The sequence below is a fragment of the Micromonospora sp. NPDC005172 genome (assembly GCF_040608555.1).
GTDB lineage: Bacteria > Actinomycetota > Actinomycetes > Mycobacteriales > Micromonosporaceae > Micromonospora.
In genome coordinates this window covers 1-15,885 of sequence record NZ_JBEXIL010000068.1, presented here as the reverse complement: position 1 = coordinate 15,885, position 15,885 = coordinate 1, and the positions used below count along the sequence as shown (strand labels likewise).

General features: G+C 70.3%; 16 protein-coding genes. 10 read left to right on the top strand and 6 right to left on the bottom strand.

Annotated elements, in window-relative coordinates; all coding sequences use genetic code 11:
- Window positions 1-33: 33 nt before the first annotated feature.
- Both ABZV06_RS29350 and ABZV06_RS29345 read left to right on the top strand, forming a co-directional pair.
- Complete coding sequence (locus ABZV06_RS29350) at window positions 34-2,022, top strand: protein kinase (RefSeq protein WP_355625468.1); 1,989 nt, start codon at window positions 34-36, stop codon at window positions 2,020-2,022.
- Window positions 2,023-2,109: 87 nt separating this feature from the next.
- Window positions 2,110-2,343 (top strand): hypothetical protein, encoded by a 234-nt coding sequence (locus tag ABZV06_RS29345; protein WP_355239393.1) that lies wholly within the window; start codon window positions 2,110-2,112, stop codon window positions 2,341-2,343.
- Window positions 2,344-2,425: 82 nt separating this feature from the next.
- Here ABZV06_RS29345 and ABZV06_RS29340 read toward each other — a convergent pair whose 3' ends face one another.
- Together ABZV06_RS29340 and ABZV06_RS29335 are read right to left on the bottom strand one after the other, a co-directional pair.
- A complete protein-coding gene (locus ABZV06_RS29340; protein WP_355625480.1) occupies window positions 2,426-3,178 on the bottom strand; it encodes a GH25 family lysozyme in 753 nt (250 codons plus the stop codon).
- 125 nt (window positions 3,179-3,303) lie between these two features.
- Window positions 3,304-3,855, bottom strand: a complete 552-nt coding sequence (locus ABZV06_RS29335) for a Uma2 family endonuclease (protein ID WP_355239397.1) — start codon at window positions 3,853-3,855, stop codon at window positions 3,304-3,306.
- Between the two features lie 101 nt (window positions 3,856-3,956).
- Between ABZV06_RS29335 and ABZV06_RS29330 the strand changes: the two genes are divergently transcribed.
- The 4 genes from ABZV06_RS29330 to ABZV06_RS29315 all read left to right on the top strand — a co-directional run bounded on the left by ABZV06_RS29330 (window position 3,957) and on the right by ABZV06_RS29315 (window position 7,130).
- Window positions 3,957-4,700: a M50 family metallopeptidase gene (locus tag ABZV06_RS29330; protein ID WP_355625466.1), complete on the top strand. Its 744-nt coding sequence runs from the start codon at window positions 3,957-3,959 to the stop codon at window positions 4,698-4,700.
- A 23-nt stretch (window positions 4,701-4,723) separates the two neighbouring features.
- A complete protein-coding gene (locus ABZV06_RS29325) occupies window positions 4,724-5,707 on the top strand; it encodes a 2-dehydropantoate 2-reductase N-terminal domain-containing protein (protein ID WP_355239403.1) in 984 nt (327 codons plus the stop codon).
- 63 nt (window positions 5,708-5,770) lie between these two features.
- Complete coding sequence (locus ABZV06_RS29320) at window positions 5,771-6,271, top strand: SigE family RNA polymerase sigma factor (protein WP_355625465.1); 501 nt, start codon at window positions 5,771-5,773, stop codon at window positions 6,269-6,271.
- Window positions 6,264-7,130, top strand: a complete 867-nt coding sequence (locus ABZV06_RS29315; RefSeq protein WP_355239409.1) for a hypothetical protein — start codon at window positions 6,264-6,266, stop codon at window positions 7,128-7,130. Before ABZV06_RS29320 ends, ABZV06_RS29315 begins: the two co-directional genes overlap by 8 nt.
- 123 nt (window positions 7,131-7,253) lie before the next feature.
- Here ABZV06_RS29315 and ABZV06_RS29310 read toward each other — a convergent pair whose 3' ends face one another.
- A complete protein-coding gene (locus ABZV06_RS29310; RefSeq protein ID WP_355239412.1) occupies window positions 7,254-8,837 on the bottom strand; it encodes an acyl-CoA carboxylase subunit beta in 1,584 nt (527 codons plus the stop codon).
- Window positions 8,838-8,922: 85 nt separating this feature from the next.
- Between ABZV06_RS29310 and ABZV06_RS29305 the strand changes: the two genes are divergently transcribed.
- Window positions 8,923-9,798, top strand: a complete 876-nt coding sequence (locus ABZV06_RS29305) for a biotin--[acetyl-CoA-carboxylase] ligase (protein ID WP_355625463.1) — start codon at window positions 8,923-8,925, stop codon at window positions 9,796-9,798.
- Window positions 9,799-9,973: 175 nt separating this feature from the next.
- The gene (locus ABZV06_RS29300) at window positions 9,974-10,546 is read left to right on the top strand and encodes a PH domain-containing protein (protein WP_355625461.1); all 573 of its coding nucleotides are present in this window, start codon (window positions 9,974-9,976) and stop codon (window positions 10,544-10,546) included.
- A gap of 45 nt (window positions 10,547-10,591) precedes the next feature.
- Here the strand turns inward: ABZV06_RS29300 and ABZV06_RS29295 are convergent, their stop codons facing one another.
- The 3 genes from ABZV06_RS29295 to ABZV06_RS29285 form a co-directional block, all read right to left on the bottom strand.
- Window positions 10,592-11,299: a MaoC/PaaZ C-terminal domain-containing protein gene (locus ABZV06_RS29295; protein WP_355625459.1), complete on the bottom strand. Its 708-nt coding sequence runs from the start codon at window positions 11,297-11,299 to the stop codon at window positions 10,592-10,594.
- Window positions 11,296-12,006: a GtrA family protein gene (locus ABZV06_RS29290; RefSeq protein ID WP_355239816.1), complete on the bottom strand. Its 711-nt coding sequence runs from the start codon at window positions 12,004-12,006 to the stop codon at window positions 11,296-11,298. Before ABZV06_RS29290 ends, ABZV06_RS29295 begins: the two co-directional genes overlap by 4 nt.
- Before the next feature lie 63 nt (window positions 12,007-12,069).
- Window positions 12,070-12,606: a GtrA family protein gene (locus ABZV06_RS29285; protein ID WP_355239818.1), complete on the bottom strand. Its 537-nt coding sequence runs from the start codon at window positions 12,604-12,606 to the stop codon at window positions 12,070-12,072.
- Window positions 12,607-13,047: 441 nt separating this feature from the next.
- Between ABZV06_RS29285 and ABZV06_RS29280 the strand changes: the two genes are divergently transcribed.
- Complete coding sequence (locus ABZV06_RS29280) at window positions 13,048-14,898, top strand: phosphoenolpyruvate carboxykinase (GTP) (protein ID WP_355625457.1); 1,851 nt, start codon at window positions 13,048-13,050, stop codon at window positions 14,896-14,898.
- 31 nt (window positions 14,899-14,929) lie between these two features.
- Window positions 14,930-15,790, top strand: coding sequence for a hypothetical protein (locus ABZV06_RS29275; protein ID WP_355239425.1), 861 nt, complete (start codon window positions 14,930-14,932; stop codon window positions 15,788-15,790).
- Window positions 15,791-15,885 lie beyond the last annotated feature (95 nt).

The window sequence follows — 15,885 nt, the reverse complement described above, 5'->3', positions numbered from 1 at the left end:
TGAGCGTCGGCGGGTCCGGGTACCGTCTCACCGATGTCGAACGCGCTTCCCCAACTCGTCGCTGACCGATACCGGCTTCTGTCGCCGCTCGGCCAGGGCGGCATGGGTCGGGTGTGGAAGGCGCGCGACGAGGTGTTGCACCGGGACGTCGCCATCAAGGAGTTGGTGCCGCCGCCCGGCCTCACCGACGAGGAACGCCGCGAGATGCGGGAACGGTCGCTGCGTGAGGCGCGGGCCATCGCCCGGCTCAACCACGTGAACGTGGTGCGCATCTTCGATGTTCTGCGGACCGACGGCGACCCGTGGATCGTCATGGAGTACGTGGCGTCGAGGTCGTTGCAGGACACCCTCGCCGAGGACGGGCCGGTGTCGGTGGCCCAGACGATCGAGATCGGCCTGGGCGTGCTCGGCGCGTTGAACGCGGCCCACAAGGCGGGCGTCATGCACCGCGACGTCAAGCCGGGCAACGTGCTGCTGGGCGAGGACGGTCGGGTGGTGTTGACCGATTTCGGTCTCGCCACGATTCCCGGTGACCCGAATGTCACCCGTACCGGCATGGTGCTCGGTTCGCCCGCGTACATCTCGCCGGAACGGGCCCGGGAGGGCACCGCCGGGCCGGAGGCCGACCTGTGGTCGCTGGGCGCGACGCTGTACGCGGCGGTGGAGGGCAAGTCGCCGTACGCGCGGCCGTCCGCGATCGCCACGCTGGCCGCGCTGGCCACCGAACCGATGCCACCCCCGAAGAACGCCGGCCCACTCAAGGCGGTCCTCACCGGGCTGCTGCAGAAGGACCCGAAGGAACGCATCACCGCCGAGGTGGCGGAACGCCTGCTGCGCCGCGCCGGTGGCAAGCGGACGCGGGGGATCTCACTGCTCGACGGCGTACGCCGGCCGGGGCCGAACGGTCCGCGTGAGCCGCGCCCGCCGCTCGTGCCGGCGCCCCGCCCGGCCGAGGGGGTCACCGACCGCCCGGTGTCGCCGCCTGCTCCGCGTACCCCGCCGCCGGTAGCCGCAGCCGCGGCCGGGCCGGCGGTGGCCGACGCGACGCCGACGGAGGTCGTGCCGGGCCGTGTGGACGCCGAGCCGACGGCCACGGTGCCGGCCGAGCCGACCGCGACCATCGACCGACCGGCCACGCCGGAGGCCGACCCGACCGCCGTGGTGTCCGCCGGGGGTGGTGCCAGCGGCGACGGTACGACGGACGCTGACGACGAGCCGACGGCCGTGGACGGTCCGCCGGTGGCGCCGGAGCAGCGCAAACCCTCGACGCCCACGTCGGTGATGCCGCCGGTGGGCCCGGCGGGGCGCGCGGCGGTTCCGCAGTTCGACGGTACGAAGCCGAACAACACCCGCCGGAACGTGCTGATCGGTGCACTGGTGGCCCTGCTGCTGGTCGGCCTCGTGGTGATCGTGCCGATGCTGACCAAGGGCGACGACGACGGCACCCAGCAGGCCGACCCGACGACTGCCGCCGCGACTACCGGGGCCGCGCCGACGACCGCCCCGGCGGCACCCCCGCCGACCAGCGCCGCTCCTAGCCCGACTTCATCGGCCACGCCGTCCGTGGACCCGAACGCGCTGCCGGCGGGCTGGACGCTGCACAAGGGGCCGACCTTCTCCATCCCGCTCCCACCCGGCTGGAGCGGCCGTCAGACCAGCTCGGACACGGTCGTCTTCAACCAGTCCGGCGGGCCCGGCAAGATGCTGGTCCAGTGGACCTCCAGCCCGAAGAAGGACGCAGTCGTCGACTGGAAGGGCCAGGAGCCGTACCGTCGGGGTCTGGTCAGCAACTACCAGTTGGTGGGCAGCATCAAGGCCTGCGACTGGTATCGGACCTGCGCCGACTGGGAGTGGTTGGAGACCCGGGACAACGCCCGCGTCCACGTGCGCAACCGGGGCTTCGTGACCGCCAGCAACCGGGGCTACGCCATCCGGTGGGAGATCGCGGAGAAGGACTGGCAGGCCAACCTCGCCAACTTCGACCAGATCGTCAAGGGCTTCAAGCCCGACCGGGTCAACTGACCCGCGTTCCACACCTGCGCGAACCTCTCTCGCATGTTCTTGCGTCGTTCGGGGTATCTGATCTCCAACGACGGAGGGAGGTGCGACATGGGTTACCGATACAGGAACGCCCGGCCCCGGCTGGCACTGTGGATGCTCGTCGCACTCGGTGATGTGGCACTGCTGCTGATCAGCGTTGGGCTTCCGGTACTCGTCGCGCTGTTCGGCGTCGTCGCCATCACCGTTGGTGCGGTGGGTGTCCGGCGGCTCGTTCGGCGGGACTCAGTCGTCCGCGAAGAAGCTCCGGTGTTGGTGCCCGCCCTGAGCCGACGGCGGGCCTGAACCGAAACCGGTGGTGTGGCGGCAGCCGGACCGATTGTGCACCGTGAGGTGATAGTCGATCCCGCTGCCGCCAACGGCCCGATCAGGTGTTGTTGGCCAGCGCGACGAGGCGGCTCCGGTCCCCGTTCCAGTAGTTGCGGTCCACGTTGCCGCTGATCCCGGAGACAGCGCCGCTGCTGGTGTACTGCCAGAAACTCCACACCGGCGCGCCGGCCGGCAGGGCACCCGGGGTGCTCGACCAGCGGGCCAGCCAGAGCGGGTGGTTGGCCCACGGGCCGGTCCAGCTGCCGGTGCACTGGTTCCACCAGCTCGTCGTGGTGTAGATGACCGCGTACCGGCCGGTGCGCGAGCGGTAGGTGTTCAGGAAGTCCTGCACCCAGTTGCGCATGCCGGTGGTGCTGAGGCCGTAGCAGTAGCCGCCGCTGTACGGGTTCGCCTCGATGTCCAGCGCCGCCGGCAGGGTGCGGCTGTCCGCCGACCACGCGCCACCGTTGGACGCCAGGTAGTTGGCCTGGGTCGAGCCGGCGGAGATGTTCGGCCGGGCGAAGTGGTACGCCCCGCGGATCACTCCGGCGTTGTAGGCGTTGACGTAGTTCGTGTTGAAGGCGGAGTCCTTGACGCTGGTCCCCTCGGTCGCCTTGATGAAGGCGAACTCGATGCCCGCGTTGCGGACGCTGGTCCAGTTGATGCTGCCCTGGTAGTGGGACACGTCGACGCCGGCGGTGGTGGCCGCCGCTGCCGGGCCGGCGGTCGCGACCAGGGCCGCCGCCGCGGTGGCGAGGACGGTGAGGCCGGCCGCGAACGCGCGGCGCAGCGATGATCGGGTACGGGCCATGAGTGCCTCCAGGGACGCCGGTCTATTGACGCCCATCTTTGGAGGTAACTGCCCTAGATCACAAGAGTCTTAGAAGAAAGTTTCATCGATGGGCGTCTGTCGTCCTACCGTCAGCTGGCGGACGATCAGCGCAACGCGGCCGGATCGAGCTGCCAGCGAAAGGGCTCGACCACGCTCAACGTCTCGCCGGCCTTGGCGACCTGGTCCTCGACGTAGTGCTCGCCGTCGAGCCGGTACAGGCGCAGCGAGTGACCGTCACCGTCCTGCTCGACCAGCAGGTACCAGGGGATGCGCGCGATGGCGTAGAGCTGCATCTTGATGAGGCGATCGGCGGCAGCGTTGCCGGGCGAGACGATCTCGCCAACGAGAGATACCCGGTCTGCGTCGAGAAAGATGCCGTCGCCGTCGATGTCGGTCACGACGAGATCCGGGATGACGACCCGGTCGATGCCGAGCCGGACGTTGATGGCCTCGTAGACCGAAAGCCCGTCTGGATCTGCCGCTGCCTCGATGCTGTTCGCCAGTAGACGCGACACCCGCTGGTGCCAACGGCTCGGGGCAGGGCTCACGATCAGGCTCCCGTCGAGCAGCTCGATGCGGTCAGGCGTCTCGCCCAAGGCGAAGTAGTCGGCCTCGGTCCACAGGCCGATGTGCGGCTCCAGGGGCGCTGCGCTCACCCGCGTTCACCTCCCGCTCGACTCGCCACCCGATCAGTCTCCCAGGATACGGGCCGGTGCCTCGGGCGCGACACGGAACGCCGCCGGTAGGCTCGCGCCCCATGATGTCGATCGACGGACTGGGCGAGATGTGGGACACGCTGTTCGGCGCGCAGCCGGACCCGCCCCCACTGCTGGTGCTGATCACCGCCGCCGTCGCGCTGGTGGTGGTGTCCACCCGGCTGCCGTGGCGCATCGCCCGCAATGCCATCACCATCGCCCACGAGGGCGGGCACGCCCTCGTCGCCCTGCTCACCGGCCGCAAGCTGCGCGGAATCCGGCTGCACTCGGACACGTCGGGACTGACGCTCTCCGCCGGTCGACCCTCCGGGCCGGGAATGATCCTCACCCTGCTCGCCGGCTACGTCGCCCCGCCGCTGATCGGGTTGGCCGGCGCCTGGCTGCTCGGCGGTAACCGCATCACCCTGCTGCTCTGGGTCGCGGTGGCGCTGCTGCTCGCCATGCTGGTCATGATCCGCAACGCGTTCGGCGTGGTGTCGCTCCTGGTCACCGGAGCGCTGGTGTTCGCCGTCTCCTGGTACGCGACGCCGCAGGTGCAGGCCGCGTTCGCGTACACCGGGGTGTGGTTCCTGCTGCTGGGCGGGGTGCGGCCGGTGGTGGAGCTGCAACGCCTGCGCTCGCGTGGTCGGATGCCCGCCTCCGACGCCGACCAGCTCGCCGGGCTGACCCCGTTTCCGGCGTTCTTCTGGGTGGTCTTCTTCGCCCTGGTCAACCTGGTCGCCCTCGTCGTCGGCGCCCTGCTGCTCGCCGGCCCGATCCTCACCGACGCCGGCCTGACTCTCTGACCCCATCGGGGCAGAATGAGGCCATGCGATACGTGATCATCGGGGCGGGCGCGGTCGGCGGGACCATCGGCGTACGGCTGGCGCAGGCCGACCGGGACGTGACATTGGTGGCCCGTGGGGCGCACCTGGACGCGATCCGGGAGCGGGGCCTGACGCTGCGGCAGCCGGACGGCGACGTGACCGCCCGGCTCGCCGCCGTCGACGGCCCGGGTGACCGGCCGCTGTCGCCGGACACGGTGCTGGTGCTCACCGTCAAGTCGCAGGACACCGAGGACGCGCTGGCGACGTGGGTGGACGCTCCCGTCGCCGGCGGCGGGACGGCCGGCGAGCGGCTGCCGCTGGTCACCGCGCAGAACGGGGTGGCGAACGAGCGGGCCGCCCTGCGGCTCTTCGCGGACGTGCACCCGATCTGCGTCTGGCTGCCGGCCACCCATCTGGAGCCGGGCGTGGTGGTGGCGAACGGACACCCGCACCCCGGGATGCTCCACATCGGCCGCTATCCGGGCGGCGCCGACGACACCGACCGGGCGATCGCCGCTGACCTGACCGCCGCCGGTTTCGTCGCGCCGGTACGCGAGGACGTGCTGCGCTGGAAGTACGGCAAGCTGCTCAGCAACCTCGGCAACGGGCTCCAGGCGCTGCTCGGGGACGACATCCCGGATGCCCTCATCGAGCGGGTACGCGCCGAGGGCATCGCCGCGCTCGCCACCGCCCGCATCCCGCACACGTCCCCCGAGGAGGAACGGGCCGAACGTGGTGACCTCGTGCAGCAGCGCGCGGTCGGCGGCGCGAACCGGTCCGGCGGCTCCACCTGGCAGAGCCTCGCCCGAGGCACGGGCTCGACCGAGGTCGACCACCTCAACGGGGAGATCGCGCTGCTCGGCCGGCTGCACGGCGTACCGACGCCGGCCAACGTGGCCGTGCAGCGGGCGGTACGGCGGGCCACGCGGGAGCGGATCGGGGCCGGCGCGTTCCCACTCGCCGAGCTGGAGAAGATGATCGCCTGACCGGGGCAACCGAGCGCCCCGCCCGGCGCGTGTTCCCTGCGACCGACACGGGGAGGTAGCGGGGTGCCGGACGTCGACGGGTTCGACGAGTTCTACCGGGGGAGCCGACAACGGCTGCTCGGTTTCGTCTACGCCCTCACCGGCGACCGGGTCGAGGCGCAGGATGCCGTGCAGGAGGCGTACATCCGGGCCTGGCAGCGCTGGTCGACGATCCGCGCCTACGACGACCCGGAGGCGTGGGTACGCGTCGTGGCCAGCCGTATCGCCGTCAGCCGGTGGCGCAGCCTGCGCAGCCGCGCCCGCGCGTACCTGCGGCACGGCGCGACCGAGACCGTTCCCGGGCCGGGCACCGACACGGTCGAGGTGGTCGCCGCGCTGCGCCGACTGCCCGAGGAGCAACGCACCGCCATCGCCCTGTACTACCTGATGGGCATGCCGGTCGCCGAAGTGGCGCGGGAGACCGCCGCCCCCGTCGGCACGGTCAAGGCCCGCCTCTCCCGGGGGCGTACCGCGCTCGCCGGTCTGCTCGCCGTCTCTGAGCTGGAGGAGGCCACCGATGCATGACGACCTGGCATTCGTCGAACAGGTCCACCGCGACCTGAGCGACGTGCAGTGGCCGGAGCCGCAGGAGATCCGGGCCCGTGCCCGTCGCCGCAGTCGTCGTACCGTCGCGCTGGCGACCGTCGCGGTGCTCGCGGCGGTGACAGGCCCGGCATACGCCCTGACGGGAGGCACCTCCGCTGCGCCCGATGCCGCCCTGCCCGTCTCGACGCAGGGCCCCGCTCGGGCGGACATTCCCCTGGACTCCCTGCTGGCGGTCACCGAGGTGCCGGTGAAGAACCCCGTGCAGCTCGGCGATGCCGGTCTCGGGGAGGTCGTCCGGTTGGATCCCACGTTGCAGAGGTGCGGCGACGACCGTGGCGTACCGGCGGTGCCCGCGTACTCCCGTTACTCGCGGTCGCAGACCCTGTTGTCGTCGACGAAGGACGGTGGCGCGCCGGCGCGGGTCGAACTCAGCCAGGACGTCTACCGGGTCGATCCGCTGGTGAGCACGCGACTCTTCACCCACCTGAGGGCGCTGCTCGAGGCCTGCCCCGAGTGGTATTTCGCCGAGCGCACCCTGGTGGCGGGTGCGACGACGCCGAACGAGAGCAGGCACGCCTGGGAGACGGCGGCGAGCAACTTCGCCGGTGACGAGTCGATCCTGGTGCGGTACGTACCGTTCGCTCCCGCTGGTCCGGCCACCACCGAAAGGACACTCCAGCGCTCCAGCCCGGTCGGGATGACAGTCATGGTCCGGGTCGGCGACCTGCTCACCGTGCTGGAGCCCAATCCGGACCTGGGCCTGCACGACGCGGACCTCGAGGCGCTGGGTCGAGTCGCTGCCCGGCGACTGTGTCCCGCTGCCAACCCGGCCTGCTGACTGTCCGCACAACTTCGGGGATGTTGCTGCCTCCCAGGGCAGGGAAGCAGCACTTTCCCCGAAGTTGCGCGAAAACAGCGAGCGTGCGCGAGAAGCGAGCGTGCGCGAGAAGCGAGCGAGCGGTCAGAGCGGGATGTTGCCGTGCTTCTTGGGCGGCAGGGTCTCGCGCTTGGTCCGCAGGACGCGTAGTGCCCGGACGATCTGGGTGCGCGTCTCGTGCGGGGCGATCACCGAGTCGACGTACCCGCGCTCGGCCGCCACGTACGGGTTGGCCAGCGTGTCCTCGTACTCGGCGATCTTCTCGGCCCGGACCGCCGCCGGATCATCGGAACCGGCCAGCTCCGAGCGGTAGAGGATGTTCACCGCGCCCTGCGCGCCCATCACGGCGATCTGTGCGGTCGGCCAGGCGAAGTTCAGGTCCGCGCCGAGGTGCTTGGAGCCCATCACGTCGTACGCCCCGCCGTACGCCTTCCGGGTGATCACGGTGACCTTCGGGACGGTCGCCTCGGCGTACGCGTAGATGAGCTTCGCGCCCCGGCGGATGATGCCGTCCCACTCCTGGCCGGTGCCGGGCAGGAACCCGGGCACGTCGACGAAGGTCAGCACCGGAATGTTGAACGCGTCGCAGGTGCGCACGAACCGGGCGGCCTTCTCGGAGGCGGCGATGTCCAGGGTGCCGGCGAAGTGCATCGGCTGGTTGGCGACCACACCGACCGGCCGACCCTCGACCCGACCGTAGCCGACGACGATGTTCTGCGCGTAGAGCGGCTGGACCTCCAGGAACTCCCCGTCGTCGAGGACGTGCTCGATGACGGTGTGGATGTCGTACGGCTGGTTGGCCGAGTCCGGGATGAGCGTGTCCAGCGCACGGTCCTCGTCGGTGATCTCCAGGTCCGCCGGGGCCTCGAAGACGACCGGCTCGTCGAGGTTGTTCGACGGCAGGTACGACAGCAGTGCCTTGACGTAGTCGACCGCGTCGTCCTCGTCGCTGGCGAGGTAGTGCGCGTTGCCGCTGCGGGTGTTGTGCGTACGGGCCCCGCCCAGCTCCTCCATCCCGACGTCCTCGCCGGTGACGGTCTTGATCACGTCGGGTCCGGTGATGAACATGTGGGAGGTCTGGTCGACCATGACGGTGAAGTCGGTGACCGCCGGGGAGTAGACCGCGCCGCCCGCGCAGGGCCCCATCACCAGCGAGATCTGCGGGATCACCCCGGACGCCCGGACGTTGCGGAAGAAGATCTCCCCGTACAGGCCGAGCGACACCACGCCCTCCTGGATGCGGGCGCCGCCGGAGTCGTTGATGCCGACCACCGGGCAACCGATCTTCATGGCGAGGTCCATCACCTTGACGATCTTCTCGCCGAAGACCTCACCGAGCGAACCGCCGAAGACCGTGAAGTCCTGGGCGAAGACGCAGACCTGCCGGCCGTCGACGGTGCCGTAGCCGGTCACCACGCCGTCGCCGTACGGGCGGTTGCGCTCCAGGCCGAAGGCCGTGGACCGGTGTCGGGCCAGCTCGTCCAGCTCGACGAAGGAGCCCTCGTCGAGCAGCATCTCGATGCGCTCGCGGGCGGTCTTCTTGCCTCGCGCGTGCTGCTTCTCGACCGCACGCGCCGACCCGGCGTGCACCGCCTCGTCGACCCGGCGCTCCAGGTCCGCCAGCTTGCCGGCAGTGCTGTGGATGTTGGTCCCGGTCTCGGTAGTCACCCAGGGAATATAACGATGGTTCAGGTCCGTGCGGCTGTGCAGTACGCCTCAACGCCCGTACCGGTCGCCGCCGTAGGCTGACGATATGCCGGGCTCCCCGTACACCGATCTGGACCGACCACCGCTGTCGGCGGCCCGGCTGCGGCGCGCGCTGGTCGCGCCGAACGGCCCCTGGACGCGTCTGGAGCTGTACGCCGAGACCGGCTCCACCAACGCGGACGTGTCCGAGGCCGCCGCCGCGGGCGAACCGGAGGGTCTGGTCGTGGTCGCGGAGCGGCAGACCGCCGGGCGCGGCCGCCGTGGACGGGTCTGGCAGTCGCCGCCGCGCGCCGGCATCGCCACCAGCGTCCTGCTGCGGCCTGGCGAGGCCGCGCCGGACCGCGACTGGGCGGCCGTTCCACCGACGGGGTACGGCTGGCTGCCCCTTCTCGCCGGCGTCGCGCTTGTCGAGTCGGTGGTCCGGCTGGCCGAGCTGGACGCGACCCTGAAGTGGCCCAACGATCTGCTCATCGGGGATGCGAAGTGTGCCGGCGTGCTGGCCGAGGCGGTGCCGGGGCGCTCTGCGGCACAACCGCCGGCCATCGTCCTCGGCATCGGTCTCAACGTGACCCTGCGCGCCGACGAGCTGCCGGTGAACCCGACCGGGCTGCCGGCCACGTCGCTGCAACTGGCCGGCGCGGCGGCCACCGACCGGGACCCACTGCTGCGGGCGCTGCTGCGGGCGCTCGCCGACTGGTACGACCGTTGGCGCACCGCCGGCGGAGACGCCGAGGCGAGTGGGCTACGCGCCGCCTACCTGGCCTCCTGCGCCACGATCGGCCGCGAGGTACGCGTCCTGCTGCCCAACGGCGAGACCCGAACCGGCACCGCAACAAGCATCGACAGCGACGGCCAACTCCAACTAACCACCCCGCTGGAAACCCGAACCATATCCGCCGGAGACGTCCTACACGTGCGCTAGCCCCCCTCCGCGGCGATCTTGCACTTTCTGTCGTGGCGTATCGGGCTCAAGGGCGCGTAACGGCGACCGAAAGTGCAAGATCGCGGAAGCTGGGGTGGGGCCGCGTGGCGGATGTCGCTGACTGGCTTTCGGGGTTTACCGTCGGCGCGTCAAAGAAAAGGCGTTGGAGGTTGTCGTGGCGTTCCCCGAAGACGTGCTCACGAAGGACGAGCACGTCGTGCTGCACCTGCACCCGCACTGGAAGGCCCTTGTCCGGCCGATTCTGGTGCTGGTCGTCGCCATCGCCGCGGTGGTGGTCGGCGTGCTGCTGCTACCCGAGAGTTCCGGCGGTTCGATCGCGCTGGCCGTGATCGGCGTGATCGGCCTGGTCGCGGTGCTCTGGCTCGGTCTGTGGCCGTTCCTGGTCTGGCGTACCACCCATTACCTGTTCACCAACGAGCGCGTGCTGTTGCAGCAGGGTGTCTTCTCCCGGGACCGGCGGGACCTTCCGCTGACCCGGATCAACGACCACTCGATGAACCAGCACTTCTTCGAGCGGATGCTCGGCTGCGGCACCCTCACCATCGAGTCCGCCGGTGAGCGCGGTCAGTCGGTGCTCAAGGACGTACCGGGGGTCGGCCGGGTGCAGACCACCCTCTACGAGCTGGTCGAGGCGCAGCACGACAAGCACTTGCTCGGCGACGGGGAGATGCGCGACATCCTCGCCGACATGCGCGAGGGCAAGCCGCTGCGCGACACCACGAGCTGATCGGATCGGCACTGATCGCCCCGGCCCGCGTCTGGGCCGGGGTGGTCAGGCGTGCTGCTCGGCCTGGGTCGTCTGCTCGGATGGTCGCACCTGCACCGGGCCGGCGTGGGGCGGCCCGGCGTGGGGCGGTCCGGCCTGCTGCGGTCCCGCCTCTGCCGGCTCGGTCACGGCAGGCTCGGTTCCGGCCGGCTCGGCCGATGGCGGCGCGGCGTCCGTCGGCTCTGCCGACGACGGTTCCGGCTCGGTGTCCGTCTCGACCGGGCGCAGCGCGAACCAACCGCGGAAGCGCGTACGCAGCACCTCCTGCTCGGGCCGGTTGTCCGGGCCGAGGCGGAGCATGGTGCCGGTGAGGATGACGGTGCCGAGCCCCGGGCGAGCGGACGACGGACGGGCGCCGATGACGTCGACCCGCACGGCGAGACGGTCCCCGGCGCGTACCGGGGCGAGCCACCGCAGCTCCTCCAGACCGGGGGAGGCGTCGGCCGCCGCGCGGGACAGCAGGTGGTCGACGTACGCCCGCATGAACAGGCTGACCGTGTAGAAGCCGCTGGCGATGACGCCACCGTGCCGGCTGGCCTCGGCCAGCTCCGGGTCGACGTGGTACCACTGCGGGTCGAAGCGCCGGGCGAACGCCCGCATCTCGTCGCCGTCCACGGCCACCGTCCCGAGGTCGACGGTGAGGCCCGGGACGAGGTCCTCGAAGAACAGCTCGGCGGGCGCTCCGGTGCCGGAGCGGAGGGCGGGTGGCGTCACCGGCGGGGTGCGCGACGAGTGCCGGCGTGCAGCTCCGCGGCGAGTTCCGCGTCCAGGTCGGCCGGAAGGCCGGCGGTCAACGGCCGCCCCTGGGTCGGAGCGGCGCCGGTCGGGCCGGGTGTCGGGTCGGGACGCTCGGCGGACTGCGCCTCTTCCAACTCGGAGACCGATTCGGCAAGCTCGGCGACCGGGTCCATCTCGGCCATGGTGTCCCACTCGTCGCGCGGGATGTCGTGCCAGGTGGGCTTGGTCTTCGCGGCGTCCTCGGCCGGGGTGACGGGCTGGAAGACGAAGGTGCGGTACGACCAGAACCGGAACAGCGTGCCCAGCAGGACACCGGCGGTCTTCGCCACGTTCAGCGCCAGCAGGCCGTGTACGCCGAGCCCGTACTTCGCCGCCGCGACGGCCCCCAGCTCGATGAGCAGGCCGATTCCGTTGAACAGGAAGAACAGGACGTACTCCCGACGCATCGCCGATTTCGGGCGATCCCGGTACGTCCAGTGACGATTCATCAGATACGACGTGATCGTCGCGACGAGGGTCGCGATCACGTTCGCCTTCAACTGACCGTTGACGAAAACGGTAAGTGCAAGGACATTGAACACCGCGTAATTGATGACGGTGTTCACGCCGCCGACGATGCCGAATTTGAGCGCCTCGTGGATGAACTTCTGCCAGCGCTCAGGCAGCAGACGGACAAGACGCATGCGAAACACCTTAGGGCAGTCGGTGAAGCCGGCGATCACCGGCCGGACAAGGTAAGCGGCAGGTCACGCCCCGTGATCCTGGTCGTGCTCCACCTGCGGCGCGATCGGAGTTCCCGCTTCGACGAAGACGAACCGCCGGTAGGACCAGAATCGGAACAGCGTGCCGAGGCCAGCGCCCACGACGAAGCTGGCGATGTTGTCGGCCAGTTGCGTCTGGAACACGGACGGCCAGATGCTGCCGAGCCCGTACCGGCTGATCGCGAGGCAGGCCACCGCGATCCCCAGGCCGACAGCGTTGAAGAAGAAGAACAGCGCGTACTCCCGGGCCGGGTTGCTGCGCTGGCGGTGCCGCCAGGTCCAGAAACGGTTGCCCAGGAAGGCGAAGGTCGCGGCGATCACCGTCGAGATCGTCTTGGCCGTCACCTGCTCCATGCCGCGCGCGGTGGTCAGGTAGTTGAAGAGCGCGAAGTCGACGAGGAAGGCGATCCCGCCCACGGTGGCGAACTTGCTCAGCTCGTGCACGAGGTGACCGAAACGGTCGAGCAGTCCACGGACCAGACCCGGTCGGGTCTGCCGGGGACCCGGTTGCTCCCCGGTCATCGTGGCGGCCACGGAGCGAGCCTACCGGCTGTCGAGGTGTCGGCGGGGGAGCAACGGCGAGGGGGACATCGTCGCCGATGTGGGCCCTTTCAGCCGGTGCGCCGCAGTTGAACGCAGCGTAACCAGGTGGGAGGACTGACGCGCCTCGGAACGGGAATCCGCGAACCGGTCGGCGGGGTGGGTTGACGGCCCAACCGCAACGCGCGTCGACCGGGGTGCACAACAAGATTTGCGTGAAACTGCGCAGGAAAGCGGGTATCAGATCGCGATGCCGCAGCGTGGCCGTAGCTTGTGCAGTTCTTCACAACCAGTCCCACTGACTCGGAAGGCTGCCCGGTTTACGCTGAGCCCAATCCCAGGTTTCCACGAAGGCGGCGCTTCGCGTCGCTGAGACTCGTGCATCCCATAGATCGGTCAGCGTCGACCACAAGGAGATGTGTCATGGTTGCTCCGGCTGTAGTGCGGGGTATCGATCAGGCCCCGACGTCCCATCCGAAACTGCTTGCCTGGGTCCGTGAGGTCGCGGAACTGACCACCCCCGACCGGGTCGTGTGGGTGGACGGGTCCGACGAGGAGTGGCGTCGCCTCACCGATGAGCTGGTCGAGGCCGGCACCCTCATCCGGTTGAACCCGGAGAAGAAGCCGAACTCGTTCTACGCGCGCACCGACCCGTCCGACGTCGCCCGGGTCGAGGAACGCACCTACATCTGCTCCGTCGACGAGGCGGACGCCGGCCCCACCAACAACTGGATGGCGCCGGCCGAGATGAAGCGGACGATGACCGAGCTGTACCGCGGCTCGATGCGCGGTCGCACCATGTACGTCATCCCGTTCGTGATGGGCCCGGTCGAGGCCGAGAGCCCGATGTTCGGTGTCGAGATCACCGACAGCCCGTACGTGGTGGCCTCGATGCGCATCATGACCCGGATGGGCGCGGCGATCCTCGAGGCGATGGGCGACGACGCGGACTTCGTGCACGCGCTGCACTCGATCGGCGCCCCGCTCGCCCCGGGCCAGCAGGACGTGCCGTGGCCCTGCAACGAGACGAAGTACATCTCGCACTTCCCGGAGTCCCGCGAGATCTGGTCGTACGGCTCCGGTTACGGCGGCAACTCGCTGCTCGGCAAGAAGTGCTACTCGCTGCGTATCGCCAGCGTGATGGGCCGGGACGAGGGCTGGCTCGCCGAGCACATGCTCATCCTCAAGATCACCTCGCCGGAGGGCAAGGTCCACCACATCGCCGGCGCCTTCCCGTCCGCCTGCGGCAAGACCAACCTGGCCATGGTCGAGCCGACCATCCCGGGCTGGAAGGTCGAGACCATCGGCGACGACATCGCCTGGATGCGGTTCGGCCCGGACGGCCGGCTCTACGCGGTCAACCCGGAGTACGGCCTCTTCGGCGTCGCGCCCGGCACCGACTGGAAGACCAACGCCAACGCCATGCGCACGCTGGACCGGGGCAACTCGGTCTTCACCAACGTGGGCCTCACCGACGACGGCGACGTCTGGTGGGAGGGCATGGGCGAGCCCCCGGCGCACCTGATCGACTGGAAGGGCAACGACTGGACGCCGGAGAGCGACAGTCTCTCCTCCCACGCGAACAGCCGGTTCTGCACCCCGATCACCCAGTGCCCGATACTCGCCGACGAGTACTTCGACCCGAACGGCGTGCCGATCGACGCGATCCTCTTCGGCGGCCGGCGCAAGGACACCGTCCCGCTGGTCACCGAGGCCCGCGACTGGGTGCACGGCGTCTACATGGGTGCGACGCTCTCATCGGAGACGACGGCCGCCGCGTCCGGCGCGGTCGGCGTGGTCCGCCGCGATCCGATGGCGATGCTGCCGTTCATCGGCTACCACGCGGGCGACTACTTCCGGCACTGGATCGAGATGGGCAAGGGCACCGACGGCGACGAGGCCAAGCTGCCGAAGATCTACTACGTCAACTGGTTCCGCAAGGACCCGGACGGCTCGTTCCTGTGGCCGGGCTTCGGGGAGAACTCCCGGGTGCTCAAGTGGGTCGTGGAGCGGATCGAGGGCACCGCGGACGCGGTCGAGACCCCGGTGGGCATGGTCCCGGCGCAGGACGCGCTGGACGTCGAGGGACTGGACATGACCCCGGAGGACGTCCGGATCGCGCTGAAGGTCGACCCGGACGAGTGGCGTAACGAGCTGCCGATGATCACCGAGTGGTTCGAGAAGTTCGGTGACAAGCTGCCCGGCGTGCTCTGGGCCGAGCTGGACGCGCTGCGTGCCCGACTCGACGCGGCGCAGCCCCAGCGCCAGGTGTGAACATCGCCCGTCGCGGGCAACAACGGATCCCATGAGGACGGCCGCCGAGACCGAGGTCCGGCGGCCGTCCGCCGTCCGGGCGCTCACCTTCCTGCTCGCGACGACGGCGGCGGCCACCGTCGTGGTCGAGCTGCTCAACTGGTGGTACGCCCCGGAGCAGGGCTTCGGTCTGGCGGTACGCACCGGCTGGGCGATGCTGCGCTCGTTCGGCTTCCTGCTGCTGATCGGGCATGTGCGCCGTGGCCGGACAGTGGCCCGCCCGTTCGGGCTGATCCTCGCGGTCACCACGATCTTCGCCGTCGGCCGGCTCATCGTCCCTCGACAGGGGGTGCCGCCGCTGCCAGGCCTGCTCGGCTTCGCCGTGCTCAGCGCGCTCTGCGTGGCGGTGGTCTGGCTGCTCTACCGCTCGTCTGCGCTCGCCGGGCATCTCGTGCGGCATCGGCCCCGCCTGGTCATCGACAGGGCTGGAATCTCGTGGCGGGAGACCCCGCCGCGTCGGCCGCAGGCGAGCGCGTGGTTGTTGACCAGCCGGGTGGCCGCGTTCACCTACAGCCCGCTGATGCTGGTGCCGGCGTTGGTGGCCGGAGGCGCCATCCTGGACGATCGGCTCTCCGCCGTACCGGCCGTGCTGTTCTGGTTCGGCGCCGGCATCGCGGCCAGCTACGCCGTGCTGTTCTGCACCGCGTTCCTGATGCGCGGCAAGGACTGGGCACGTGGCCTGCTGGTCGTCGTCACGTTGGGCGTCCTCGCCGTGGACCTGCCGCTGTGCTGGTGGCTGCTGGGCCTGGACGGCCTGATCCGCGACGGCGCACCCCTGCTGGTCGCCGCCGCCCTGGCCCTCTACGGCCTACGCCGAGCCTCCCGCGCCCCCGACGCCACCGTCCCGGCCTGAGCCGGCGGATCGGTCGTCGACAGCGCACGGACCGCCCTCTACCGCGACGGTGTCCTGGTGCAGGAGCTGCCAGAGGCCGGGTACGGGCAGTTCAC